This is a genomic window from Streptomyces sp. NPDC037013 (genome assembly GCF_055607265.1).
The window spans coordinates 453770-472289 of sequence record NZ_JBVJRV010000008.1; the positions used below are offsets into that span (position 1 = coordinate 453770).

The following is an 18520-nucleotide window of genomic DNA, read 5'->3' on the forward strand; positions in this document are numbered from 1 at the left end:
GGGAGTGAGAACGTGACTGGCTGGCAGTTCTGGGTCGACAGGGGCGGCACCTTCACGGACATCGTCGCGAGGCACCCGGACGGCAGCCTCCACACGCACAAGCTCCTCTCCGAGAACCCCGCCCGCTACCGTGACGCGGCGGTCGCCGGCATCCGCGAACTCCTCGCCGGCGCGGGGGACCGGGGCGGTACAGGTCAAGCGACGACGAGCACGGAGGCGAGGGAGGACGGCGACCACGTCGAGGCCGTCGACGCCGTCCGCATGGGCACCACCGTCGCCACCAACGCCCTCCTGGAACGCAAGGGCGAGCCCACCGCCCTCGTCATCACCCGCGGCTTCCGCGACGCCCTGCGCATCGCCTACCAGAACCGCCCCCACATCTTCGCCCGCGAGATCGTCCTCCCCGAACTCCTCTACGACCGCGTCATCGAGGTCGACGAGCGTGTCACCGCCGACGGCGAGGTGCTGCGCGCACCCGACCTAAAGGCCCTGGCGGCGCCTCTGCGGGACGCCTACGACGACGGCATCCGCTCCGTGGCCGTGGTCTGCATGCACAGCCACCTGTACCCCGCCCACGAACAGGCCGTCGGTGATCTCGCCCGGCGCACCGGCTTCCCGCAGGTCTCGCTCTCCAGCGAGGTCAGCCCGCTCATGAAGCTCGTGCCGCGCGGGGACACCGCCGTCGTCGACGCGTACCTGTCGCCCGTACTGCGCCGCTACGTCCAGCACGTCGCCGACGAACTGCACGGCGTACGGCTGATGTTCATGCAGTCCAACGGCGGACTCGCCGAGGCCGGCCAGTTCCGCGGCAAGGACGCGATCCTCTCCGGGCCCGCGGGCGGCATCGTGGGCATGGCCCGGATGTCCCGCCTGGCCGGCTTCGACCGCGTCATCGGCTTCGACATGGGCGGCACGTCGACCGACGTGTCGCACTACGCCGGTGAGTACGAGCGGGTCTTCACCACCCGGATCGCCGGGGTGCGGCTGCGCGCCCCGATGCTGGACATCCACACCGTCGCCGCGGGCGGCGGATCCGTGCTCCACTTCGACGGCAGCCGCTACCGGGTCGGCCCCGACTCGGCGGGCGCCGACCCCGGCCCGGCCGCCTACCGGGGCGGCGGGCCCCTCACCGTCACCGACGCCAACATCGCCCTCGGCCGCGTCCAACCCGCCCACTTCCCCGCGGTGTTCGGCCCGGACGGGGACCAGCCGCTCGACGCCGGGCTCGTCCGCGACCGCTTCGCCGCCCTGGCCGACGAGATCCGCGCGGCGACGGGCGACGACCGCACGCCCGAACAGGTCGCGGAGGGCTACCTGCGGATCGCCGTGGCCAACATCGCGGGCGCCGTCAAGCGCATCTCCGTACAGAAGGGCCACGACGTCACGCGCTACGCGCTCACCACGTTCGGCGGCGCGGGCGGCCAGCACGCGTGCATGGTCGCCGACTCGCTCGGCATCCGCACCGTCCTCGTCCCGCCCATGGCCGGGGTGCTCTCCGCCCTCGGCATCGGACTCGCCGACACCACGGCGATGCGCGAGCAGTCCGTGGAGACACCGCTGGCGGCGTCGTCCATGCCGCACGTCCGCAAGACCGCCGACGACCTGGAGAGCGCCGCCCGCGACGAACTCCTGGCCGAGGACGTGCCGGCCGACCGCATCCGCGTCACCCGGCGCGCCCAGCTCCGCTACGACGGCACGGACACCGCCCTGACCGTGGAGCTCACCGACCCCGACACCATGACCCGGGACTTCGAGGACCGCCACCGCGCCACCTACTCCTTCACCCTGGAGCGGCCGGTCGTCGTGGAGGCCCTCTCCGTGGAGGCCACCGGAGTCACCGAACCGCCCGACCTCTCGGCCCTGGCGGGCACGGTGACACCGGGCACCCCGAGCCAGGTCCGCCTGCACACCGGCGGCGCCTGGCACGACGTACCCCTGCACCGCCGCACGGAACTGCCGCCCGGCGAGACGGTCACCGGACCGGCGATCATCACCGAAGCGGGGTCCACCACGGTCGTCGACGAGGGCTGGCGGGCGGCGACGACGAAGGCGGGACACCTGCTCATGGAACGCGTCGCCGAGCCGGAGAGTTCCACCGCGACCACCACCGCGGACCCGGTCCTCCTCGAAGTCTTCAACAACCTCTTCATGTCCATCGCCGAACAGATGGGTGCCCGCCTGGAGTCCACCTCCCAGTCGGTGAACATCAAGGAGCGGCTCGACTTCTCCTGCGCCCTCTTCGACCCCGAGGGCAACCTCGTCGCCAACGCCCCGCACATCCCCGTCCACCTGGGTTCGATGGGCACCAGCGTCAAGGAGGTCATCGAGCGCCGCGGCGCCACCATGCGCCCCGGGGACAGCTACGCCGTCAACGACCCCTACCACGGCGGCACGCACCTCCCCGACGTCACGGTCATCACCCCGGTCTTCGACCGGCCGGGGGAGCACGGCACCTCCGGCGAGCGGATCCTCTTCCACGTCGCCTCGCGCGGCCACCACGCCGAGATCGGCGGCATCGCCCCCGGCTCCATGCCCGCCGGCAGCCGCACCATCGACGAGGAGGGCGTCCTCTTCGACAACTGGCTGCTCGTCGAAGGAGGCCGCTTCCGGGAGGCCGAGACGCGCGCCCTCCTCGCCGACGCCCCCCACCCCTCGCGCGACCCGGACACCAATCTCGCCGACCTGTGCGCCCAGATCGCCGCCAACCAGAAGGGCGTCGACGAAGTCACCCGCATGATCGAGGACTTCGGACTCGACGTGGTCCAGGCCTACATGCGGCACGTCCAGGACAACGCCGAGGAAGCCGTACGCCGCGTCGTCGACGTCCTGGAAGAGGGCGAGTTCGCCTATCAAACCGACTCGGGTGCCACGATCCGCGTCCGCGTCACCGTGGACCGCGACGAACGCTCGGCGACCATCGACTTCAGCGGCACGTCCGCTCAGCTCGCCACCAACTTCAACGCACCCTTCGCGGTGGTCAACGCCGCCGTCCTGTACGTCTTCCGCACCCTCGTGGACGACGACATCCCCCTCAACGACGGCTGCCTGCGCCCGCTGCGCATCATCGTGCCGCCCGGCTCGATGCTCTCCCCCGAACCCTCCGCCGCCGTCGTCGCGGGCAACGTGGAGACCTCGCAGGCCATCACCGGGGCCCTCTACGCCGCCCTCGGCGTCCAGGCCGAGGGCTCCGGCACGATGAACAACGTCACCTTCGGCAACGACCGGCACCAGTACTACGAGACGGTGGCATCCGGCTCCGGAGCCGGCGACGGCTTCGACGGGGCGCCCGCCGTCCAGACCCACATGACCAACTCACGGCTCACCGACCCGGAAGTCCTGGAGTGGCGGCTGCCCGTCCTCCTGGAGGAGTTCGCCGTACGGCGCGGCAGCGGCGGCGGCGGACGCCGGCGCGGCGGGGACGGGGCCGTGCGCCGCATCCGCTTCCGTGAGCCGATGACGGTCTCCACCCTGTCGCAGCACCGCAAGGTCGCGCCCTACGGCATGGCGGGCGGCTCCGCAGGGGCCCTCGGCGCCAACCGCGTGGAACGCGCGGACGGCACCGTCGTGCACCTCGCCGGCAGCGACTCGGCCGAGGTGGGCCCCGGCGACGTACTCGTGATCGAAACCCCCGGCGGCGGCGGATACGGTCCGGCGCCGCGCGACACCGATGATCCAGGAGAAGTGAGCGATGATCTTCAGGCGTTCTGAGCGCGGCAAGGCCCCCGTCGAGCCGGTCACGCTGAAGATCCTCGTGGCGGGCGGCTTCGGCGTCGGCAAGACCACGCTGGTCGGCGCGGTCAGCGAGATCAAGCCGCTGCGCACGGAGGAGACCCTCAGCGAGGCCGGCCGGCCCGTCGACGACACGAGCGGCGTCGCCGGCAAACACACCACCACCGTCGCCATGGACTTCGGCCGCATCACGCTCCGCGAGGACCTCGTCCTGTACCTCTTCGGCACACCGGGACAGGACCGCTTCTGGTTCCTCTGGGACGAACTGGCCACCGGGGCGCTGGGCGCCGTCGTCCTCGCCGACACCCGCCGCCTGGAGGACTGCTTCGCCGCCGTCGACTACTTCGAACGGCGCTCCATACCCTTCGTCGTCGGCGTCAACTGCTTCGAAGGGGCCTCCCGCTACCCCGCCGACACCGTGCGCCAGGCCCTCGACCTCGACCCCGAGGTGCCCGTCGTGCTGTGCGACGCGCGCGATCGCGAGTCCGTCAAGGAGGTCCTCATCGGCGTCGTCGAACACGCGATGGCGGCGGCAGCGGCGGCCAGGGAGCCCGCCACGACGTGACGGGCTCCCGCCGCCACGACCCGTACCCCCGCCGACCGGGGTACGGGCCGCGGTCCCTTCCGGCTCAGCCTTCGCCGTCCTCCAGCCAGCCGAAGCTCCGCTCCACCGCCTTGTGCCAGTTGTGGAACTCCCGGTCCCGCGACGCGGCGTCCATCCGCGGCGACCACTCCACGTCCTGCTGCCAGTGCGCCTTGAGCTCGTCGAGGTCGTTCCAGACGCCGGTGGCGAGCCCCGCCGCGTACGCCGCGCCCAGGCAGGTGGTCTCGGAGACCTTGGGACGGATCACCGGCACCCCGAGGACGTCCGCCTGGTGCTGCATCAGGAGGTTGTTCTTGGTCATGCCGCCGTCCACCTTGAGGGTGGTGATCCGCACCCCGGAGTCCTGGTACATGGCGTCGACGACCTCACGCGTCTGCCAGCTGGTCGCCTCCAGGACGGCACGCGCGAGGTGCGCCTTGGTGACGTACCGGGTCAGGCCGGTGACGACGCCGCGCGCGTCGGAGCGCCAGTACGGGGCGTACAGGCCGGAGAAGGCGGGGACGATGTAGGCGCCGCCGTTGTCGTCCACGCTCGCCGCCAGCGTCTCGATCTCGTCGGCCGAGCGGATGATGCCGAGCTGGTCACGGAACCACTGCACCAGGGCGCCGGTGATCGCGATGGACCCCTCCAGGCAGTACACCGGGGCCTCGGAGCCGATCTTGTAGCCCATCGTCGTGAGCAGCCCGCTCTTCGAGGCGACGGGCCGGTTGCCGGTGTTGAGCAGCAGGAAACTGCCCGTCCCGTACGTGTTCTTGGCCGTCCCCGTGTCGTAGCAGGCCTGTCCGAAGACGGCCGCCTGCTGGTCGCCGAGCGCGGAGGCGACGGGCACTCCGGAGAGCTGGCCCACGGCCGTGCCGTAGACCTCGGCGGACGACCTGATCTCCGGCAGGACCGCCTCGGGGATGTTCATCGCCGACAGGATCGACTGGTCCCACTGGAGGGTCCGCAGGTTCATCAGCATGGTGCGGCCCGCGTTGGTGACGTCGGTGACGTGCTTGCCGCCGTCGGTGCCGCCCGTGAGATTCCAGATCAGCCAGGAGTCGATGGTGCCGAAGGCGATCTCGCCCCGCTCGGCGCGCGCCCGGAGCCCCGGCACGTTGTCGAGCAGCCAGGCGGCCTTGGGGCCGGAGAAGTAGCTCGCCAGCGGCAGGCCCGTCTGTTCGCGGAAGCGGTCCTGGCCGTCGGCGCCGCCGAGGTCGTTGCAGAGCCCCGAGGTGCGGGTGTCCTGCCAGACGATCGCGTTGTGCACGGGTTTGCCGGTGGCCCGGTCCCACAGGACGGTGGTCTCCCGCTGGTTGGTGATGCCGAGCGCGCTCACCTGGTCGGCGCGCAGCCCGGCCTTGGCGATCGCTCCCGCGACCACCGCCTGCACCTTGGACCAGATCTCGGTGGCGTCGTGCTCCACCCAGCCCGGCTTGGGGAAGATCTGGCGGTGTTCGCGCTGGTCAACGGCGACGATCGCGCCGTCCTGGTCGAAGATGATGCAGCGGCTCGACGTGGTGCCCTGGTCGATGGCGGCGACGAATTTCCCGGAGCTGTCCGGCATGGCTACCCCTTGACGAGAAGACTCAGAAGGCTGCGTTGTAGATGAGGCCCGCGAGGGCTCCGCCGATCAGCGGGCCGGCCACCGGGACCCAGGCGTAACTCCAGTCGGATGCGCCCTTGTTGGGGATCGGCAGGAACGTGTGCACGATGCGCGGCCCGAGGTCGCGCGCCGGGTTGATGGCGTACCCCGTGGGGCCGCCGAGGGAGAGGCCGATGCCGACGACCAGGAAAGCCACGATGAGCGTCTGCGTGCCGGACTCGCCGAGCCCCTTGGTCAGGCCGAAGGCGAGGATCGGCAGCACCAGCGCGATGGTCGCGATGACCTCGGTGACGATGTTGGCGACCGGGTTCCGGATCTCCGGGATGGTGGAGAAGATGCCGAGCGTCGGCGTCGGCTCGTGCGCGCCGGCCGCCTCGCCCTTCGCCCCGGGCGTGACGTTGGCCCGGAACTGCGCGAAGTAGACGAGGTATGCCAGGACGGCGCCGAGCATCGCGCCGACCATCTGTCCCAGCAGATAGACCCAGACCTGGTCCCAGTCGCCGGTGTCGATGGCGATCCCGAGCGTGACGGCCGGATTGAGATGGCCGCCGGAGAGCGGGCCCGCGGTGTAGGCGCCCGCGAGCACGCCGAAGCCCCATCCGAAGGCGATGACGACCCACCCGGAGGCCTTCGCCTTCGAATGGTTGAGCGTGACGGCGGCGCACACGCCGGCGCCGAAGAGAATCAGGATCGCGGTGCCGATGATCTCACCGACGAAGACATCCCCGTTCGAGTACATGGCGGCTCCTAGGCCCTCGCCCGGGGCGGTGCGCCCCGGTCCTCCGTGCAGGGTGCGTTTCCCACGACCGCTGCCTGGATGCGCCCGGCTCCGCAGCCGGAGGCAGGGAGTCTCCCGCGCCCCGCCCGGCGTCCATGACGAACGTGCCGTCGCAGTCGTATCGCCCATGGGGGATGACCTGTTGACCAGGCCCTTCACGCAGACCCTCTGTGCGCGCAGAGGCTCTGGGCGCCGGGGAGCCGAGGTGTGGCGACGCCGACTGACACCCGGAAGTGTTCACCGGCGGTGATGGAGCGTCAAGGTCGCGGACGGCAACGGTTGACCGGTACGCCCGCGTCCTCGCCCGTCGGGTCAGCGCACCGCGACGACGGAAGAGCCGTGCCCGAACAGGCCCTGGTTCGCGGTGATCCCCACGCGCGCCCCGGCGATCTGCCTGGCCCCGGCCGTCCCCCTCAACTGCCAGGTGAGCTCGCAGACTTGGGCGAGCGCCTGAGCCGGTACCGCCTCGCCGAAGGAGGCGAGGCCGCCGCTGGTGTTGACGGGCACGCGCCCACCCGGTGCCGTCGCCCCGTCCCGCAGCAGCTTGGCGCCCTCACCGGCGCCGCACAGCCCCAGATCCTCGTACCACTGGAGCTCCAGGGCGGTCGACAGGTCGTACACCTCGGCCAGCGATATGTCCTCGGGGCCGATGCCCGCCTCTTCGTACGCCGCGCGCGCGATGGAGGCGCGGAAGGTGCGGTCGGCCGGGTCCACGGCGGCCGCCGAGTCGGTGGCGATGTCGGGCAGGTCGAGCACGGTCGTCGGATACGTCGGCGAGACCGTGGAGACCGCGCGGATGCGGACCGGATCCGCCGCTCCGTGCCGCCGGGCGAAGGCCATGCTGGAGAGGACCAGGGCCGCGGCCCCGTCCGAGGTGGCGCAGATGTCGAGCAGGCGCAGGGGGTCGGCGACGACGGCGGACGCGGCGACCTCCTCGGCGGTGACGGCCTTGCGGTAGCGCGCGTTGGCGTTGAGCGCGCCCGCCGCGGCGTTCTTCACCTTGACCTGGGCGAAGTCCTCCAAGGTGTCGCCGTGCACGGCCATCCTGCGGCGTGCGTAGAGCCCGAAGTAGGCGGGGTTGGTCGCGCCGAGCACGCGGAAGCGGAGCCAGTCGGGGTCGTCGGGCCGGTCTCCGCCCGCGGGCCGGAAGAATCCCTTGGGCGCCGCGTCGGCTCCCACCACCAGGACCACGTCGGCCAGGCCCGCGAGGATCTGCGTACGTGCCGTGGCGATGGCCTGCGCGCCGGACGCGCAGGCGGCGTACACGCTCGCGACGCGCGCGCCCTGCCAGCCGAGGGCCTTGGCGAAGGTGGCCCCGGCCACGTACCCGGGATAGCCGCCCCGCACCGTGTCCGCGCCGACGACCGAGCCCACGTCCCGCCAGTCGATGCCGGCATCCGCGAGTGCCGCGCGCGCGGCGACCACCCCGTACTCGACGAAGCCGCGGCCCCACTTGCCCCAGGGGTGCATGCCCGCGCCGAGCACCGCCACCTCGCCGGTCATGCGCTCACCTCCACGGGCCGCCAGTGCCACGTCGTCCACGTCGTCTCGTCGTCCTCGTTCAGCACGCCGGGGACGACCTCCACCTCCATGCCGACCTGGAGATCGGCGACGGAGACCCCCGGGACGGACTGCCCGAGCACCACCATGCGCTCCGTCTCCAGCTCCACAGCGATCAACGTGTAGGGCTGCCAGGGAAGTTCCGGGTCGGAGACATAGGGCGCGGGAGGCCGGTAGCGGCCGTCGGTGTACGACCAGACGCGCCCGCGCCGCGACAGCGGCACCTCGACCAGCCGGCCGCCGTCGCAGCCGGGGTTGCGGCAGAAGCCGTCCTCGCGGGGGAAGAACACGCAGGCACAGGCCGAACAGCACGTGCCGAGGAGGTGGAAGTCGTCACCCTCCCCGCCGAACCAGTGGGGCACCACGGGTGTGTGCGTACGCGACACGGCTCCTCCAGGGCAGCGGATCTGACGGAACGTCAGAAGTGTGCCACGGGCAACCGGATTACGTCAGGGGGCGGGGGGCCCGGGGTGCGGTGAACCCGAGAGCCCTCTGGCGCGTCCGAGTATCGGAGAGGGCGCCCGGAGCCGACGGGGGTGGTCCCGGGCGCCCCTCCCGCTGCGCCGCCGGCTCACTTCCCCTGCAGGGACCGCCGCGCGACGGGGAAGTCGAAGTAGGTGTCTGGGAACAGCTCGGGCTTGTGCGTGAAGTGCCACCACTCCTCGGGGAGATTGGCGAAGCCCTCCTTGGCCAGCACGTTCCGCAGCAGATCGCGGTTGGCCCGCTGCACTCCCGTGATCCGGGGATCGTCCGTGTGCGACAGCGTGTCGAAGCAGTCGAACCCCGTCCCCATGTCCACGGAGTTGTCGGGGAAGCGCTCGCTCCGGGGCCCGTAACACGGCGTGAGCGGCTCTCCGGGGACGTACGGCCGGGTCGGCAGGGCGGGCAGCCGCACCACCGTCAGATCCACCGTCGAGCCTCGGCTGTGTCCGGACTTCTCCGCGATGTAACCGTCCGCGAACAGACGCGACTTGTCGACATGCGGATAGAACTCCCCCTTCATGCGCTCGTCCTTCAGTTCCTCGGCCCAGCGCACGAAGTGGTTCACGGCCCGCTGCGGGCGGTAGCAGTCGTACACCTTCAAGGAGTAGCCCTTGCGCAGCAGCCCCCGCTGCGCCCTGTGCAGCGCTCGCGCGGCGGGCTCGGTCAGGATGCACATCGGCTTGCGGTAGCCGTCGACGGGCTCGCCCACGAAGTTGTGCGGGGTGAAGTAGCGCATCTCCTGGATGATCGTCGGATCCACGTCGCGCAGCGCGACGAACTCCTCCGGAGCCTTCGGCTCGGGCTTCGCCTGCGCGGGGGAGGGGGCGGCGGATACGGCCAGCAGCGCGGCGGCACAGACGGCGAAATTCCGCAGAGCGGGGAGAAGTCGTGTCATGCTCCCTGCGTCTATCAGGCAGACCGGTACCCGCGAAAGAGCGGCGCGGCGGACATCGGATACAGTCCGCGCGTGTCCGCATCCCCACACCCAGCCAACTCCCGGCCGAACTCCCACTGTTCGAGCTGCGGAGCCCCCTTCCAGGACCCGCCGCCCGGCGGGCCCCGCACCTGCGCCGCCTGCGGCGCCGTCACGTACCGCAACCCGCTGCCCGTCGCCGTGGCCCTTCAGCCCGTGTACGACACCCAGGGCACCGGCCTCCTCGTCGTGACCCGCACCATCGCCCCCGCGCGCGGAGGCATCGCCCTGCCCGGCGGGTTCATCGACGACAGGGAGGACTGGCGCCACGCGGTCGTACGCGAACTCAAGGAGGAGACCGGCGCCGGCGCCGACAGCCGCGACGTCCGCCTCGCCGACGCCATGAGCGCGCCCGACGGCCACCTGCTGCTCTTCGGCCTCCTGCCCGCACGCCCCGTCACCGACCTGCCGGCCTCCGTCCCCACGGACGAGACCGACGGCTGGGACGTGCTGCGCCGCCCGGACGAGCTCGCCTTCCCGCTGCACACGCTGGCGGCCCAGGCCTGGTTCGAGGGCCGCTACTGATCCTCTGAGGGCCGCACCGATCCATGTGAGGGTTACCGGCCCCGGAGGACCCGCACGTGACCCCTCGGCCCCTCAGCCGTCGAGCCCCCGCACCCGCACCGGACGCCCCGGTGCGGGCCCGTCGGCCCCGCCGTCCCGCTCGACGACCACACGCCCCTCGACCCACCGCGTCGTGAACCGCTCCAGCTCCGCCTCCTCCCACCCGTCACCCGGGTCGGCTACGACGAGACCCCCACCGGTACTCCCCTCGGCGGGCGCCCACACCTCGAGCTCCAGCCCACCGTCAGACCCGGCCACCGGCACCACCGTGCCCGCGCGCGCGAGCACCGGAACACGCGAGAGCGGAGCTTCCACGGACACCTTCCCCGGCCCCTCGTACGCCGCACCGGTCACCGTGTCGTACCAGCGCCCCCGCGGCAACCGCACCGACCGCCGCACCGCCCCGGGCTCCAGAACCGGCGCCACGAGCAACGATTCCCCCAGCAGAAACGCGTCCTCACAGTCCCGCAACGCCCGGTCCTCGGGGCTCGCCCACCACAAGGGCCGCACATAGGGAGCACCGGTACGCCGCGCGATATGCGCGAGCGTCACGAAGTACGGCAGCAGCCGCCTGCGTTCGAGCAGCGCCTCCCGCGCGTGGGCGAGCACCTCGGCACCGAACTCCCACGGCTCGCGCCGCCCCGCGTCGATGGCCGCGTGCGTACGGAAGAGCGGCAGATACGCACCGAGCTGGAACCACCGCAGATACAGCTCCGGAGAGGGGCTGCCGTCGAAACCGCCCACATCCGGACCCGAGTACGGCACACCGCACAACCCGAGCCCCAGCACCAGCGACAGCGACGCCCGCAACCCCGGCCAGCTGGAGGACACATCGCCGGACCAAGTCCCTCCGTAGCGCTGCATCCCCGCCCACCCCGAACGCGAGAACAAGAAGGGCCGCACTTCGGGCTGGAGTGTCCGCAGCGCCTCGTACCCCGCGCGGGCCATCGCCAGGCCGTAGACGTTGTGGGCCTCCCGGTGGTCACCACCGCGCCCCTCCAGGTAGTGCCGCGCCGACCGGGGCAGTGTCGGCTCCCCGAACGCGGCGAACGACACCGGCTCGTTCATGTCGTGCCACACCCCGGAGAACCCCTGATCGAGACGCTCCCCGTAGAGGGCGCCCCACCACTTCCGCGCGCGCGGGTCGGTGAAATCCGGATACACCGCCTCTCCGGGCCATACGACACCGCGCACCTGCCGCCCGCCGGCATCGCGGACGAAGGCGTCCGCCGCCACCCCGCTGTCGTACACCTCGACGCCCCGCCGGGCCTTCACCGCCGGATCGACGATCGAGACAAGCCGGATGCCGTCCCTGCGCAACTCGTCCGCGAACTGAGGCAGTTTCGGGAAGCGCTCCTTGTCGACGGTGAAGACCTGGTGCGCCGCGTAGTGGTCGATGTCCAGATGGACGGCGTCCAACGGCAGCCCCCGCTCCTGATAGCCCGCGACGATCCGCCGCACCTCCCGCTCACTGCCGAAGCCCCACCGCGCGTGATGGTGCCCGAGCGCCCACGACGGCGGCAGCGCCGGGGGACCGGTGAGCGACGCCCAGGTGTGCAGCACGCGCGCGGGAGCGCCCACCATCGCCCAGTACCGCAGCGGGCCACCGTCCATCCGTATCTCGCACGAACCGGCCCGGTCGTGGCCGGACCCGGCCCCCTCCACGCCCTCGTGGACCGTGACCTCGCCCTCCCACGAATTGTCGTGGAAGACCAGATGCGTACCGGAGTCGGCCACCACCATCTGCACCGGCATGGTGATGTACAGCGGATCGTCCGCCGGCCCGAAGGAACCACCCGGATCGGTGTTCCACATCCGGTACGTCCCGTTCCGCAGCCGAGGCCCGCCCGACCGCCCCCCGAGGCCGAAGAGCCGCGCGTCCGCCGCCACCTCCGAGCGCTGCACCCAGCGCGTCGCGCCCCCCTTGGCCGGCTCCCACCACCGCGGCGGAAAGTCACGCCGCAGCACCACACCGCCGGGCGTGCGCAGCTCGATGGCCCCGAGCCGCGAGACGACCACGGTCGCCCGCTCCGACACGACCCGCCAGCCGCCCTCCTTGTCCGGCTCCAGGACGGCCCGCGGATCCGGCTCCGGAGCCCGGCACGCGAGCGCGTACGACGGTTCGGGGGCCGCGCCGTCCCAGCCGAGGAAGACCGCCCCGCCGGCGCTCACCCGCACCCGCAGCTCGGCGCGGGCGAAGCGCACCACACCACCACCGGGCTCCGGCTCCACCCCCGTCACCGGCCCCGGCACCCGCGCCCGCTCGGCCCCCCGCGACGGCAGCCCCTTCGCGTCCACCCGCCATCTGCGCCACGAGGAACGCACCGTGCGCAACCCCTGCGCCGTGCCGACCATGCCGACCGCCTTCACCGAACGCACCAGGTCACGACCGTTCATGCTGCTCACCCTGCCACCGAAGAAGCCCCGTGTGTGCCGCGTTCAACTGCCGTTCACCTGGGGCGACGGCACATGGCCGCACGGCCGACCGTGTGGGGCACACCCTGGTGCGGAAGTCGATCACGTGGCATCGTCCTTTTCAGCCGTGTTCACGCGCACACCCAGCACGTGCGCACTCCACGCATACGACGCGTACAGTCCGGGAGCCGCCCCATGTCGTCCTCAGCGAACCCTGCTCCGCTCTGGCAGCCGAGCCCGGAGAGGATCGCCGCCGCACAGGTCACGCGGTTCCAGACCTGGGCCGCCGAGCACCACGGCGCCCCGGCGGACGGCGGATACGCGGCGCTCCACCACTGGTCGGTGAGTGAGCTCGAGACGTTCTGGAAGGCCGTCACCGACTGGTTCGACGTCCGCTTCACCACGCCCTACGCGCGCGTGCTGGGCGAGCGCACCATGCCGGGCGCCGAGTGGTTCCCGGGCGCGACCCTCAACTACGCCGAGCACGCCCTGCGCGCCGCCGAGGACCCCGCGCGCGCGGACACCCCCGCCATCCTCCACGTCGACGAGAGCCACGACCCGCGGCCCGTCACCTGGGCCGAACTGCGCCGCCAGGTCGGCTCCCTCACCGCGGAACTGCGCGCCCTCGGCGTACGCCCCGGAGACCGCGTCAGCGGCTACCTGCCGAACATCCCGCAGGCCGTCGTCGCGCTCCTGGCCACCGCAGCCGTCGGCGCCGTCTGGACCTCCTGCGCCCCCGACTTCGGCGCGCGCAGTGTCCTGGACCGCTTCCAGCAGGTCGAACCGGTCGTCCTCTTCACGGTCGACGGCTACCGCTACGGCGGCAAGGAGCACGACCGCCGCGACACCGTGGCCGAACTCCGCTCCGAACTGCCGAGCCTGCGCGCCGTCGTGCACATCCCGCTGCTCGGCACACGAGCGCCCGAAGGCGCCCTGGAATGGTCCGCCCTGACCGGCTCCGACGTGGCCCCCACCTTCGAACCGGTCCCCTTCGACCACCCCCTGTGGGTGCTCTACTCCTCCGGCACCACCGGCCTGCCCAAGGCGATCGTCCAGTCGCAGGGCGGCATCCTCGTCGAACACCTCAAACAGCTCGGCCTGCACTGCGACCTCGGCCCCGACGACCGCTTCTTCTGGTACACCTCGACCGGCTGGATGATGTGGAACTTCCTCGTCTCCGGCCTCCTGACGGGCACCACGATCGTCCTGTACGACGGCAGCCCCGGCCACCCCGACACCGGCGCCCAGTGGCGCATCGCCGAACGCACCGGAGCCACCCTCTTCGGCACATCGGCCGCCTACGTCATGGCCTGCCGCAAGGCGGGCGTCCACCCCGCGCGCGACTTCGACCTCTCCCGCGTCACCTGCGTCGCCACCACCGGCTCCCCGCTGCCCCCCGACGGCTTCCGCTGGCTGCACGACGAGTTCGCCGACACGCCGGGCGGCCTGTGGACGGCATCGGTCAGCGGCGGCACCGACGTCTGCTCCTGCTTCGCCGGAGCCGTCCCCACCCTCCCCGTCCACATCGGCGAACTCCAGGCCCCCTGCCTCGGCACGGACCTGCAGTCCTGGGACCCCCAGGGCAAGCCGCTCGTCGACGAGGTCGGCGAACTCGTCGTCACCAACCCCATGCCGTCCATGCCCATCCACTTCTGGAACGACCCGGAGGGCACCCGGTACCACGACAGTTACTTCGACACCTACCCCGGCGTCTGGCGGCACGGCGACTGGATCACCCTGACCTCACGCGGCTCGGTCGTCATCCACGGCCGCTCCGACTCCACGCTCAACCGCCAGGGCGTGCGCATGGGCTCCGCCGACATCTACGAGGCGGTGGAACGGCTCCCCGAGATCCGCGAATCGCTCGTCATCGGCGTGGAACAGCCCGACGGCGGCTACTGGATGCCGCTCTTCGTCCATCTCGCCGAGGGCGCGACACTCGACGACGCCCTGCGCGACAGCATCAAGCGGACGATCCGCGAACAGCTCTCCCCGCGCCACGTCCCCGACGAGGTCATCGAAGTCCCCGGCATCCCGCACACCCTCACCGGCAAGCGCATCGAAGTCCCCGTCAAGCGCCTCCTCCAGGGAACACCTCTGGACAAGGCGGTCAATCCGGGCTCGGTCGACCGGCTCGAACTCCTCGACTTCTACGCGGCCCTGGCCCGCGAACGAGCCTGAAGAACCCGCATTTCCCCAGCTCGGCGTCGATTGTCAGTGGCTCTGGTTACTGTGAGTGAGCATTGATCCACCGAATGCAGGGGGAAGCATGACTCGACACGACACGATGCGCCGCGCGCTGCGCCGCGAAGTCGCCGGAACCATCGGCCTGTTGGCCGACGAAGAGGACTTCGCGGCCATGCGCCGCTACCGCACCTTCACCTTCGACGACCACGACACCTACCTCCAGCAGGTCGAGGGCCTCCTCAGAAGCCTCGCGTCGCAGGGCAGCCACACCACGATCGCGCTCTTCGACCCCGAGGAGTACGCGGAGTACTGCGCCGAGACCGGCCTCAACCCCGACACCCCGACCAGCCGCACCCGCTTCACCGCCGAACTGGCCTCGGGCGGCCCCACCGTCCCGTATGAGGGCCAGCCCCTCGCCGACCTCCTCCCCGACCTCGTCGACGAAGCGGTCCGCCGGGCCACCTGGGAGTACGCCACGGTCGTGCTCGCCCGCGCCGGCACCTGCGCGACCTGCGGCGAGGACATCGGACGAGCGGCCTTCGCCCGCGCCTCCGAGCTGATCACGCGGGCCATCGACACCTCCGCCCCGGGCTCCCGGCACCTGGTGTGCAGCGTGCCCGCCGACCCCGAGACCCTCTTCGCCGCCCTGCACGTGGAGATCGACGCCGACGGCCACGCCCTCCTCGACGACACCGAGGCCCTGGAGTTCGCCACGGTCCTCGCGGTCGGCATCGCCACCCACCGCGCGGCCGGAATGGTCCTGCGCACCAGCGCCGACGGCGCACGCGACAGGGTCCACGGCTGGCGCATGCACGCCGGACGCCTCACCCCCCTCACCGCGGCCGAGGTCTTCGACGCGTACTGCACCGACGCCATCTCGGGCGAACTCGTCGCCCCGGAATCCGGCGTCGACTACTGCGCGGCGCCCGACCTCGAGGACGGCGACCCCGGAGGGAGCCACACCCACTGAACGCCAAAGGGCGCCCCGCCGACCGGCGGGGCGCCCCTGAAGAGAACGGAGCCGTGGGCTACTCGCCCGACAGCACCGCCTGCGCGGCCTTGCGGGCCTCTTCGGCACTGTCCGCGGCACGCGCCGCGGAGGCGGCACGCTCGCACTGCGCCAGCGTGTACTTGCCGAGCGTCGCACGGACGTAAGGAATCGACGCCGCACCCATCGACAGAGAGGTGACACCCAGACCGGTCAGCACACACGCGAGCACCGGGTCGGAAGCGGCCTCACCGCACACGCCACAGCTCTTGCCCTCGGCACGCGCCGCCTCGGCGGACATCGAGACCAGGTCGAGCAGCGCGGGCTGCCACGGGTCCTGCAGCCGGGACACCGCGCCCACCTGCCGGTCGGCGGCGAAGGCGTACTGCGCGAGGTCGTTGGTGCCCAGCGACAGGAACTCGACCTCCTGAAGGATCGAGCGCGCCCGCAGAGCGGCCGACGGAATCTCGACCATCGCACCGAACTTCGCACGCAGCCCCGCCTCGCGGCACGCGTCGGCGAACGCCTTGGCGTCGGCGCGGTCCGCCACCATCGGGGCCATGACCTCGAGGTAGACGGGCAGCCCCTCGGCGGCCTTGGCCAGCGCGGTCAGCTGCGTACGCAGCACCTCGGGGTGGTCGAGCAGCGACCGCAGCCCGCGCACGCCGAGCGCCGGGTTCGGCTCGTCGCCCGGCGTCAGGAAGTCCAGCGGCTTGTCCGCGCCCGCGTCGAGCACACGCACCACGACACGGCCCTCGGGGAACGCCTCGAGCACCTTGCGGTACGCCTCGACCTGCTTCTCCTCGGACGGTGCCTTCGTGCTGTCGTCCAGGAAGAGGAACTCGGTACGGAACAGACCGACACCCTCGGCACCGGCCTCGACGGCGGCCGGCACATCGGCGGGACCGCCGACGTTGGCGAGCAGCGGCACCTTGTGCCCGTCGGACGTGGCGCCCGGCCCGGTCGCGGCGGCCAGCGCGGCCTTGCGCTCGGCGGCCGCGGCCTCGAGCTGCGCCCGCTTCTCGGCGCTCGGGTCCACGAAGATCTCACCGGTGCTGCCGTCCACGGCGACGACCGTGCCCTCGACGAGCTCCCCGGCGCCCGGCAGCGCGACGACGGCCGGCACCCCGAGCGCCCGCGCGAGGATCGCGCTGTGGCTCGTGGGTCCGCCCTCTTCGGTGACGAAGCCGAGGACCAGCGCCGGGTCGAGCAGCGCGGTGTCCGCGGGCGCGAGGTCACGGGCGATCAGTACGTACGGCTGGTCGCTGTCCGGGACGCCCGGCATCGGCACGCCCAGCAGGCGGGCGACGATACGGTTCCGCACGTCGTCGAGGTCCGCCACCCGGCCGGCCATGTACTCACCGGCGCCGGCCAGCAGTTCGCGGTAGTGGGAGAACGCGTCATAGACCGCGCGCTCGGCCGTGCTGCCGACGGTGATGCGCCGGTCGACGTCGGACATGAGCTCCGGGTCCTGAGCGATCATGGCCTGCGCCTCGAGCACCGCCTGGGCTTCGCCACCGGCAAGATGACCGCGCGCATTCAGGTCGGCCGCCACAGCTTCCACGGCCTGACGGGCACGCCCCTGTTCGCGCTCCGCCTCCTCCGCGGGAATCTGCTTGGCCGGCGGCTCGAGAACCGCCGTACCCATGTGCCGAACCTCGCCGATCGCCACACCGTGGCTCACACCGACGCCTCGCAGCGTTGTCTCCATTTCACCCGTCTCCGGTAGTGCGACGGGCCCAGCCGCCGCGGTGGTTGTCGTACCTGCCGTCAGCGACGGCGATGACGTCACTTCCAGCTGAAGAGCGCGTCGCCGGCCTTCACTTCGCCGTCCTCGACGAGCTCGGAGAGCGACTCCGCCGTCGCCTCGAGCGCCACGATCGGGCACACCGGGGACTTGCCGGCGGCCTCGACGGCGGCCGGGTTCCAGCGCACCACGGCTTGGCCGCGCTGCACGGTGTCGCCCTTGTTGACGAGCAGCTCGAAGCCCTCGCCGTTCAGCTGCACGGTGTCGATGCCGAGGTGCGTCAGCACACCGTGACCCTGGTCATCGACCACCACGAAGGCGTGCGGGTGGAGAGAGACGACGATGCCGTCCACGGGCGAGACGGCCTCGGAAGGCTCGCGCGCGGGATCAATAGCCGTGCCAGGCCCGACCATGGCGCCCGAGAACACGGGATCAGGTACCGCAGAGAGCCCGATGGCGCGTCCTGCAAGCGGGGACGAAACACTGGTCATGGCAAGCCTCCCAGGGGGTGGAGATTCGTAGCCGCCGCCACTACCTGTCCCGGACGACGCACTGTTCAGAAGCGTAAGTCATAAGAAGTCCCGGTTCCGCACGAGAGGTCCCGGTTGGCGGCCGTAGAGGCAGTGCACAAACGATTTGCGCCTGGCCCCGTACCCGATGTAGAGTCGGACTCCTGCCTGGGGCCGTGGGACGCGGTTCAGCGTCCGGCCTCGGCGGCAACCTCAATCAGATCCTATCTCCGGGTTCGCCTCCGCATGTCTGCGGTGGTCGTGGCCAGAGAGCCGAATGAGACCTGATAAAGTCGGAGCCGTCGGAAAGGGAAACGCGAAAGCCGAAAGGCCGGAGCGGGAACCGGAAAGGCACCGAGGAAATCGGACACGAAAGAGTCTGATAGAGTCGGAAACGC

13 protein-coding genes are annotated in these 18520 nt (G+C 71.6%); 5 read left to right on the plus strand and 8 right to left on the minus strand.

The window, feature by feature from the left end; genetic code table 11:
* Positions 1-12: 12 nt before the first annotated feature.
* A complete protein-coding gene (locus tag ACZ7DY_RS30470) occupies positions 13-3708 on the plus strand; it encodes a hydantoinase B/oxoprolinase family protein (protein WP_471140834.1) in 3696 nt (1231 codons plus the stop codon).
* Positions 3689-4294: a GTP-binding protein gene (locus ACZ7DY_RS30475; RefSeq protein ID WP_471140836.1), complete on the plus strand. Its 606-nt coding sequence runs from the start codon at positions 3689-3691 to the stop codon at positions 4292-4294. Before ACZ7DY_RS30470 ends, ACZ7DY_RS30475 begins: the two co-directional genes overlap by 20 nt.
* A 64-nt stretch (positions 4295-4358) precedes the next feature.
* Here ACZ7DY_RS30475 and glpK read toward each other — a convergent pair whose 3' ends face one another.
* The 5 genes from glpK to ACZ7DY_RS30500 form a co-directional block, all read right to left on the minus strand.
* The gene (gene glpK, locus ACZ7DY_RS30480) at positions 4359-5879 is read right to left on the minus strand and encodes a glycerol kinase GlpK (protein ID WP_471140838.1); all 1521 of its coding nucleotides are present in this window, start codon (positions 5877-5879) and stop codon (positions 4359-4361) included.
* Positions 5880-5901: 22 nt separating this feature from the next.
* Positions 5902-6657: an MIP/aquaporin family protein gene (locus tag ACZ7DY_RS30485; RefSeq protein WP_471140841.1), complete on the minus strand. Its 756-nt coding sequence runs from the start codon at positions 6655-6657 to the stop codon at positions 5902-5904.
* A 351-nt stretch (positions 6658-7008) separates the two neighbouring features.
* The gene (locus tag ACZ7DY_RS30490; RefSeq protein WP_471140843.1) at positions 7009-8199 is read right to left on the minus strand and encodes a lipid-transfer protein; all 1191 of its coding nucleotides are present in this window, start codon (positions 8197-8199) and stop codon (positions 7009-7011) included.
* Complete coding sequence (locus ACZ7DY_RS30495; RefSeq protein WP_471140925.1) at positions 8196-8621, minus strand: Zn-ribbon domain-containing OB-fold protein; 426 nt, start codon at positions 8619-8621, stop codon at positions 8196-8198. Before ACZ7DY_RS30495 ends, ACZ7DY_RS30490 begins: the two co-directional genes overlap by 4 nt.
* A gap of 206 nt (positions 8622-8827) precedes the next feature.
* On the minus strand, positions 8828-9634 hold the full coding sequence (locus ACZ7DY_RS30500) for a M15 family metallopeptidase (RefSeq protein WP_471140846.1): 807 nt from the start codon (positions 9632-9634) through the stop codon (positions 8828-8830).
* A 72-nt stretch (positions 9635-9706) separates the two neighbouring features.
* On the opposite strand from ACZ7DY_RS30500, the gene ACZ7DY_RS30505 reads away from it, so the two are divergent.
* A complete protein-coding gene (locus ACZ7DY_RS30505) occupies positions 9707-10237 on the plus strand; it encodes an NUDIX domain-containing protein (RefSeq protein WP_471140847.1) in 531 nt (176 codons plus the stop codon).
* Between the two features lie 72 nt (positions 10238-10309).
* Here the strand turns inward: ACZ7DY_RS30505 and ACZ7DY_RS30510 are convergent, their stop codons facing one another.
* A complete protein-coding gene (locus tag ACZ7DY_RS30510) occupies positions 10310-12673 on the minus strand; it encodes a glycoside hydrolase family 31 protein (RefSeq protein ID WP_471140849.1) in 2364 nt (787 codons plus the stop codon).
* A gap of 213 nt (positions 12674-12886) precedes the next feature.
* On the opposite strand from ACZ7DY_RS30510, the gene ACZ7DY_RS30515 reads away from it, so the two are divergent.
* Both ACZ7DY_RS30515 and ACZ7DY_RS30520 read left to right on the plus strand, forming a co-directional pair.
* On the plus strand, positions 12887-14872 hold the full coding sequence (locus ACZ7DY_RS30515; RefSeq protein WP_471140852.1) for an acetoacetate--CoA ligase: 1986 nt from the start codon (positions 12887-12889) through the stop codon (positions 14870-14872).
* Positions 14873-14960: 88 nt separating this feature from the next.
* Positions 14961-15848: a hypothetical protein gene (locus tag ACZ7DY_RS30520; RefSeq protein WP_471140855.1), complete on the plus strand. Its 888-nt coding sequence runs from the start codon at positions 14961-14963 to the stop codon at positions 15846-15848.
* A gap of 58 nt (positions 15849-15906) precedes the next feature.
* Here the strand turns inward: ACZ7DY_RS30520 and ptsP are convergent, their stop codons facing one another.
* A complete protein-coding gene (gene ptsP, locus ACZ7DY_RS30525; protein ID WP_471140858.1) occupies positions 15907-17577 on the minus strand; it encodes a phosphoenolpyruvate--protein phosphotransferase in 1671 nt (556 codons plus the stop codon).
* A gap of 77 nt (positions 17578-17654) precedes the next feature.
* Positions 17655-18104: a PTS sugar transporter subunit IIA gene (locus ACZ7DY_RS30530; RefSeq protein WP_471140861.1), complete on the minus strand. Its 450-nt coding sequence runs from the start codon at positions 18102-18104 to the stop codon at positions 17655-17657.
* Positions 18105-18520 lie beyond the last annotated feature (416 nt).

Excerpts from the sequence above, each read along its gene's own strand:
- ACZ7DY_RS30475 (WP_471140836.1), top strand. The coding sequence starts at position 3,689 with ATGATCTTCAGGCGTTCTGAGCGCGGCAAGGCCCCCGTCGAGCCGGTC.
- ACZ7DY_RS30515 (WP_471140852.1), top strand. The coding sequence starts at position 12,887 with ATGTCGTCCTCAGCGAACCCTGCTCCGCTCTGGCAGCCGAGCCCGGAG.
- ACZ7DY_RS30520 (WP_471140855.1), top strand. The coding sequence starts at position 14,961 with ATGACTCGACACGACACGATGCGCCGCGCGCTGCGCCGCGAAGTCGCC.
- ptsP (WP_471140858.1), bottom strand. The coding sequence starts at position 17,577 with ATGGAGACAACGCTGCGAGGCGTCGGTGTGAGCCACGGTGTGGCGATC.
- ACZ7DY_RS30530 (WP_471140861.1), bottom strand. The coding sequence starts at position 18,104 with ATGACCAGTGTTTCGTCCCCGCTTGCAGGACGCGCCATCGGGCTCTCT.
- ACZ7DY_RS30485 (WP_471140841.1), bottom strand. The coding sequence starts at position 6,657 with ATGTACTCGAACGGGGATGTCTTCGTCGGTGAGATCATCGGCACCGCG.
- ACZ7DY_RS30500 (WP_471140846.1), bottom strand. The coding sequence starts at position 9,634 with ATGACACGACTTCTCCCCGCTCTGCGGAATTTCGCCGTCTGTGCCGCC.
- ACZ7DY_RS30510 (WP_471140849.1), bottom strand. The coding sequence starts at position 12,673 with ATGAACGGTCGTGACCTGGTGCGTTCGGTGAAGGCGGTCGGCATGGTC.
- glpK (WP_471140838.1), bottom strand. The coding sequence starts at position 5,879 with ATGCCGGACAGCTCCGGGAAATTCGTCGCCGCCATCGACCAGGGCACC.
- ACZ7DY_RS30490 (WP_471140843.1), bottom strand. The coding sequence starts at position 8,199 with ATGACCGGCGAGGTGGCGGTGCTCGGCGCGGGCATGCACCCCTGGGGC.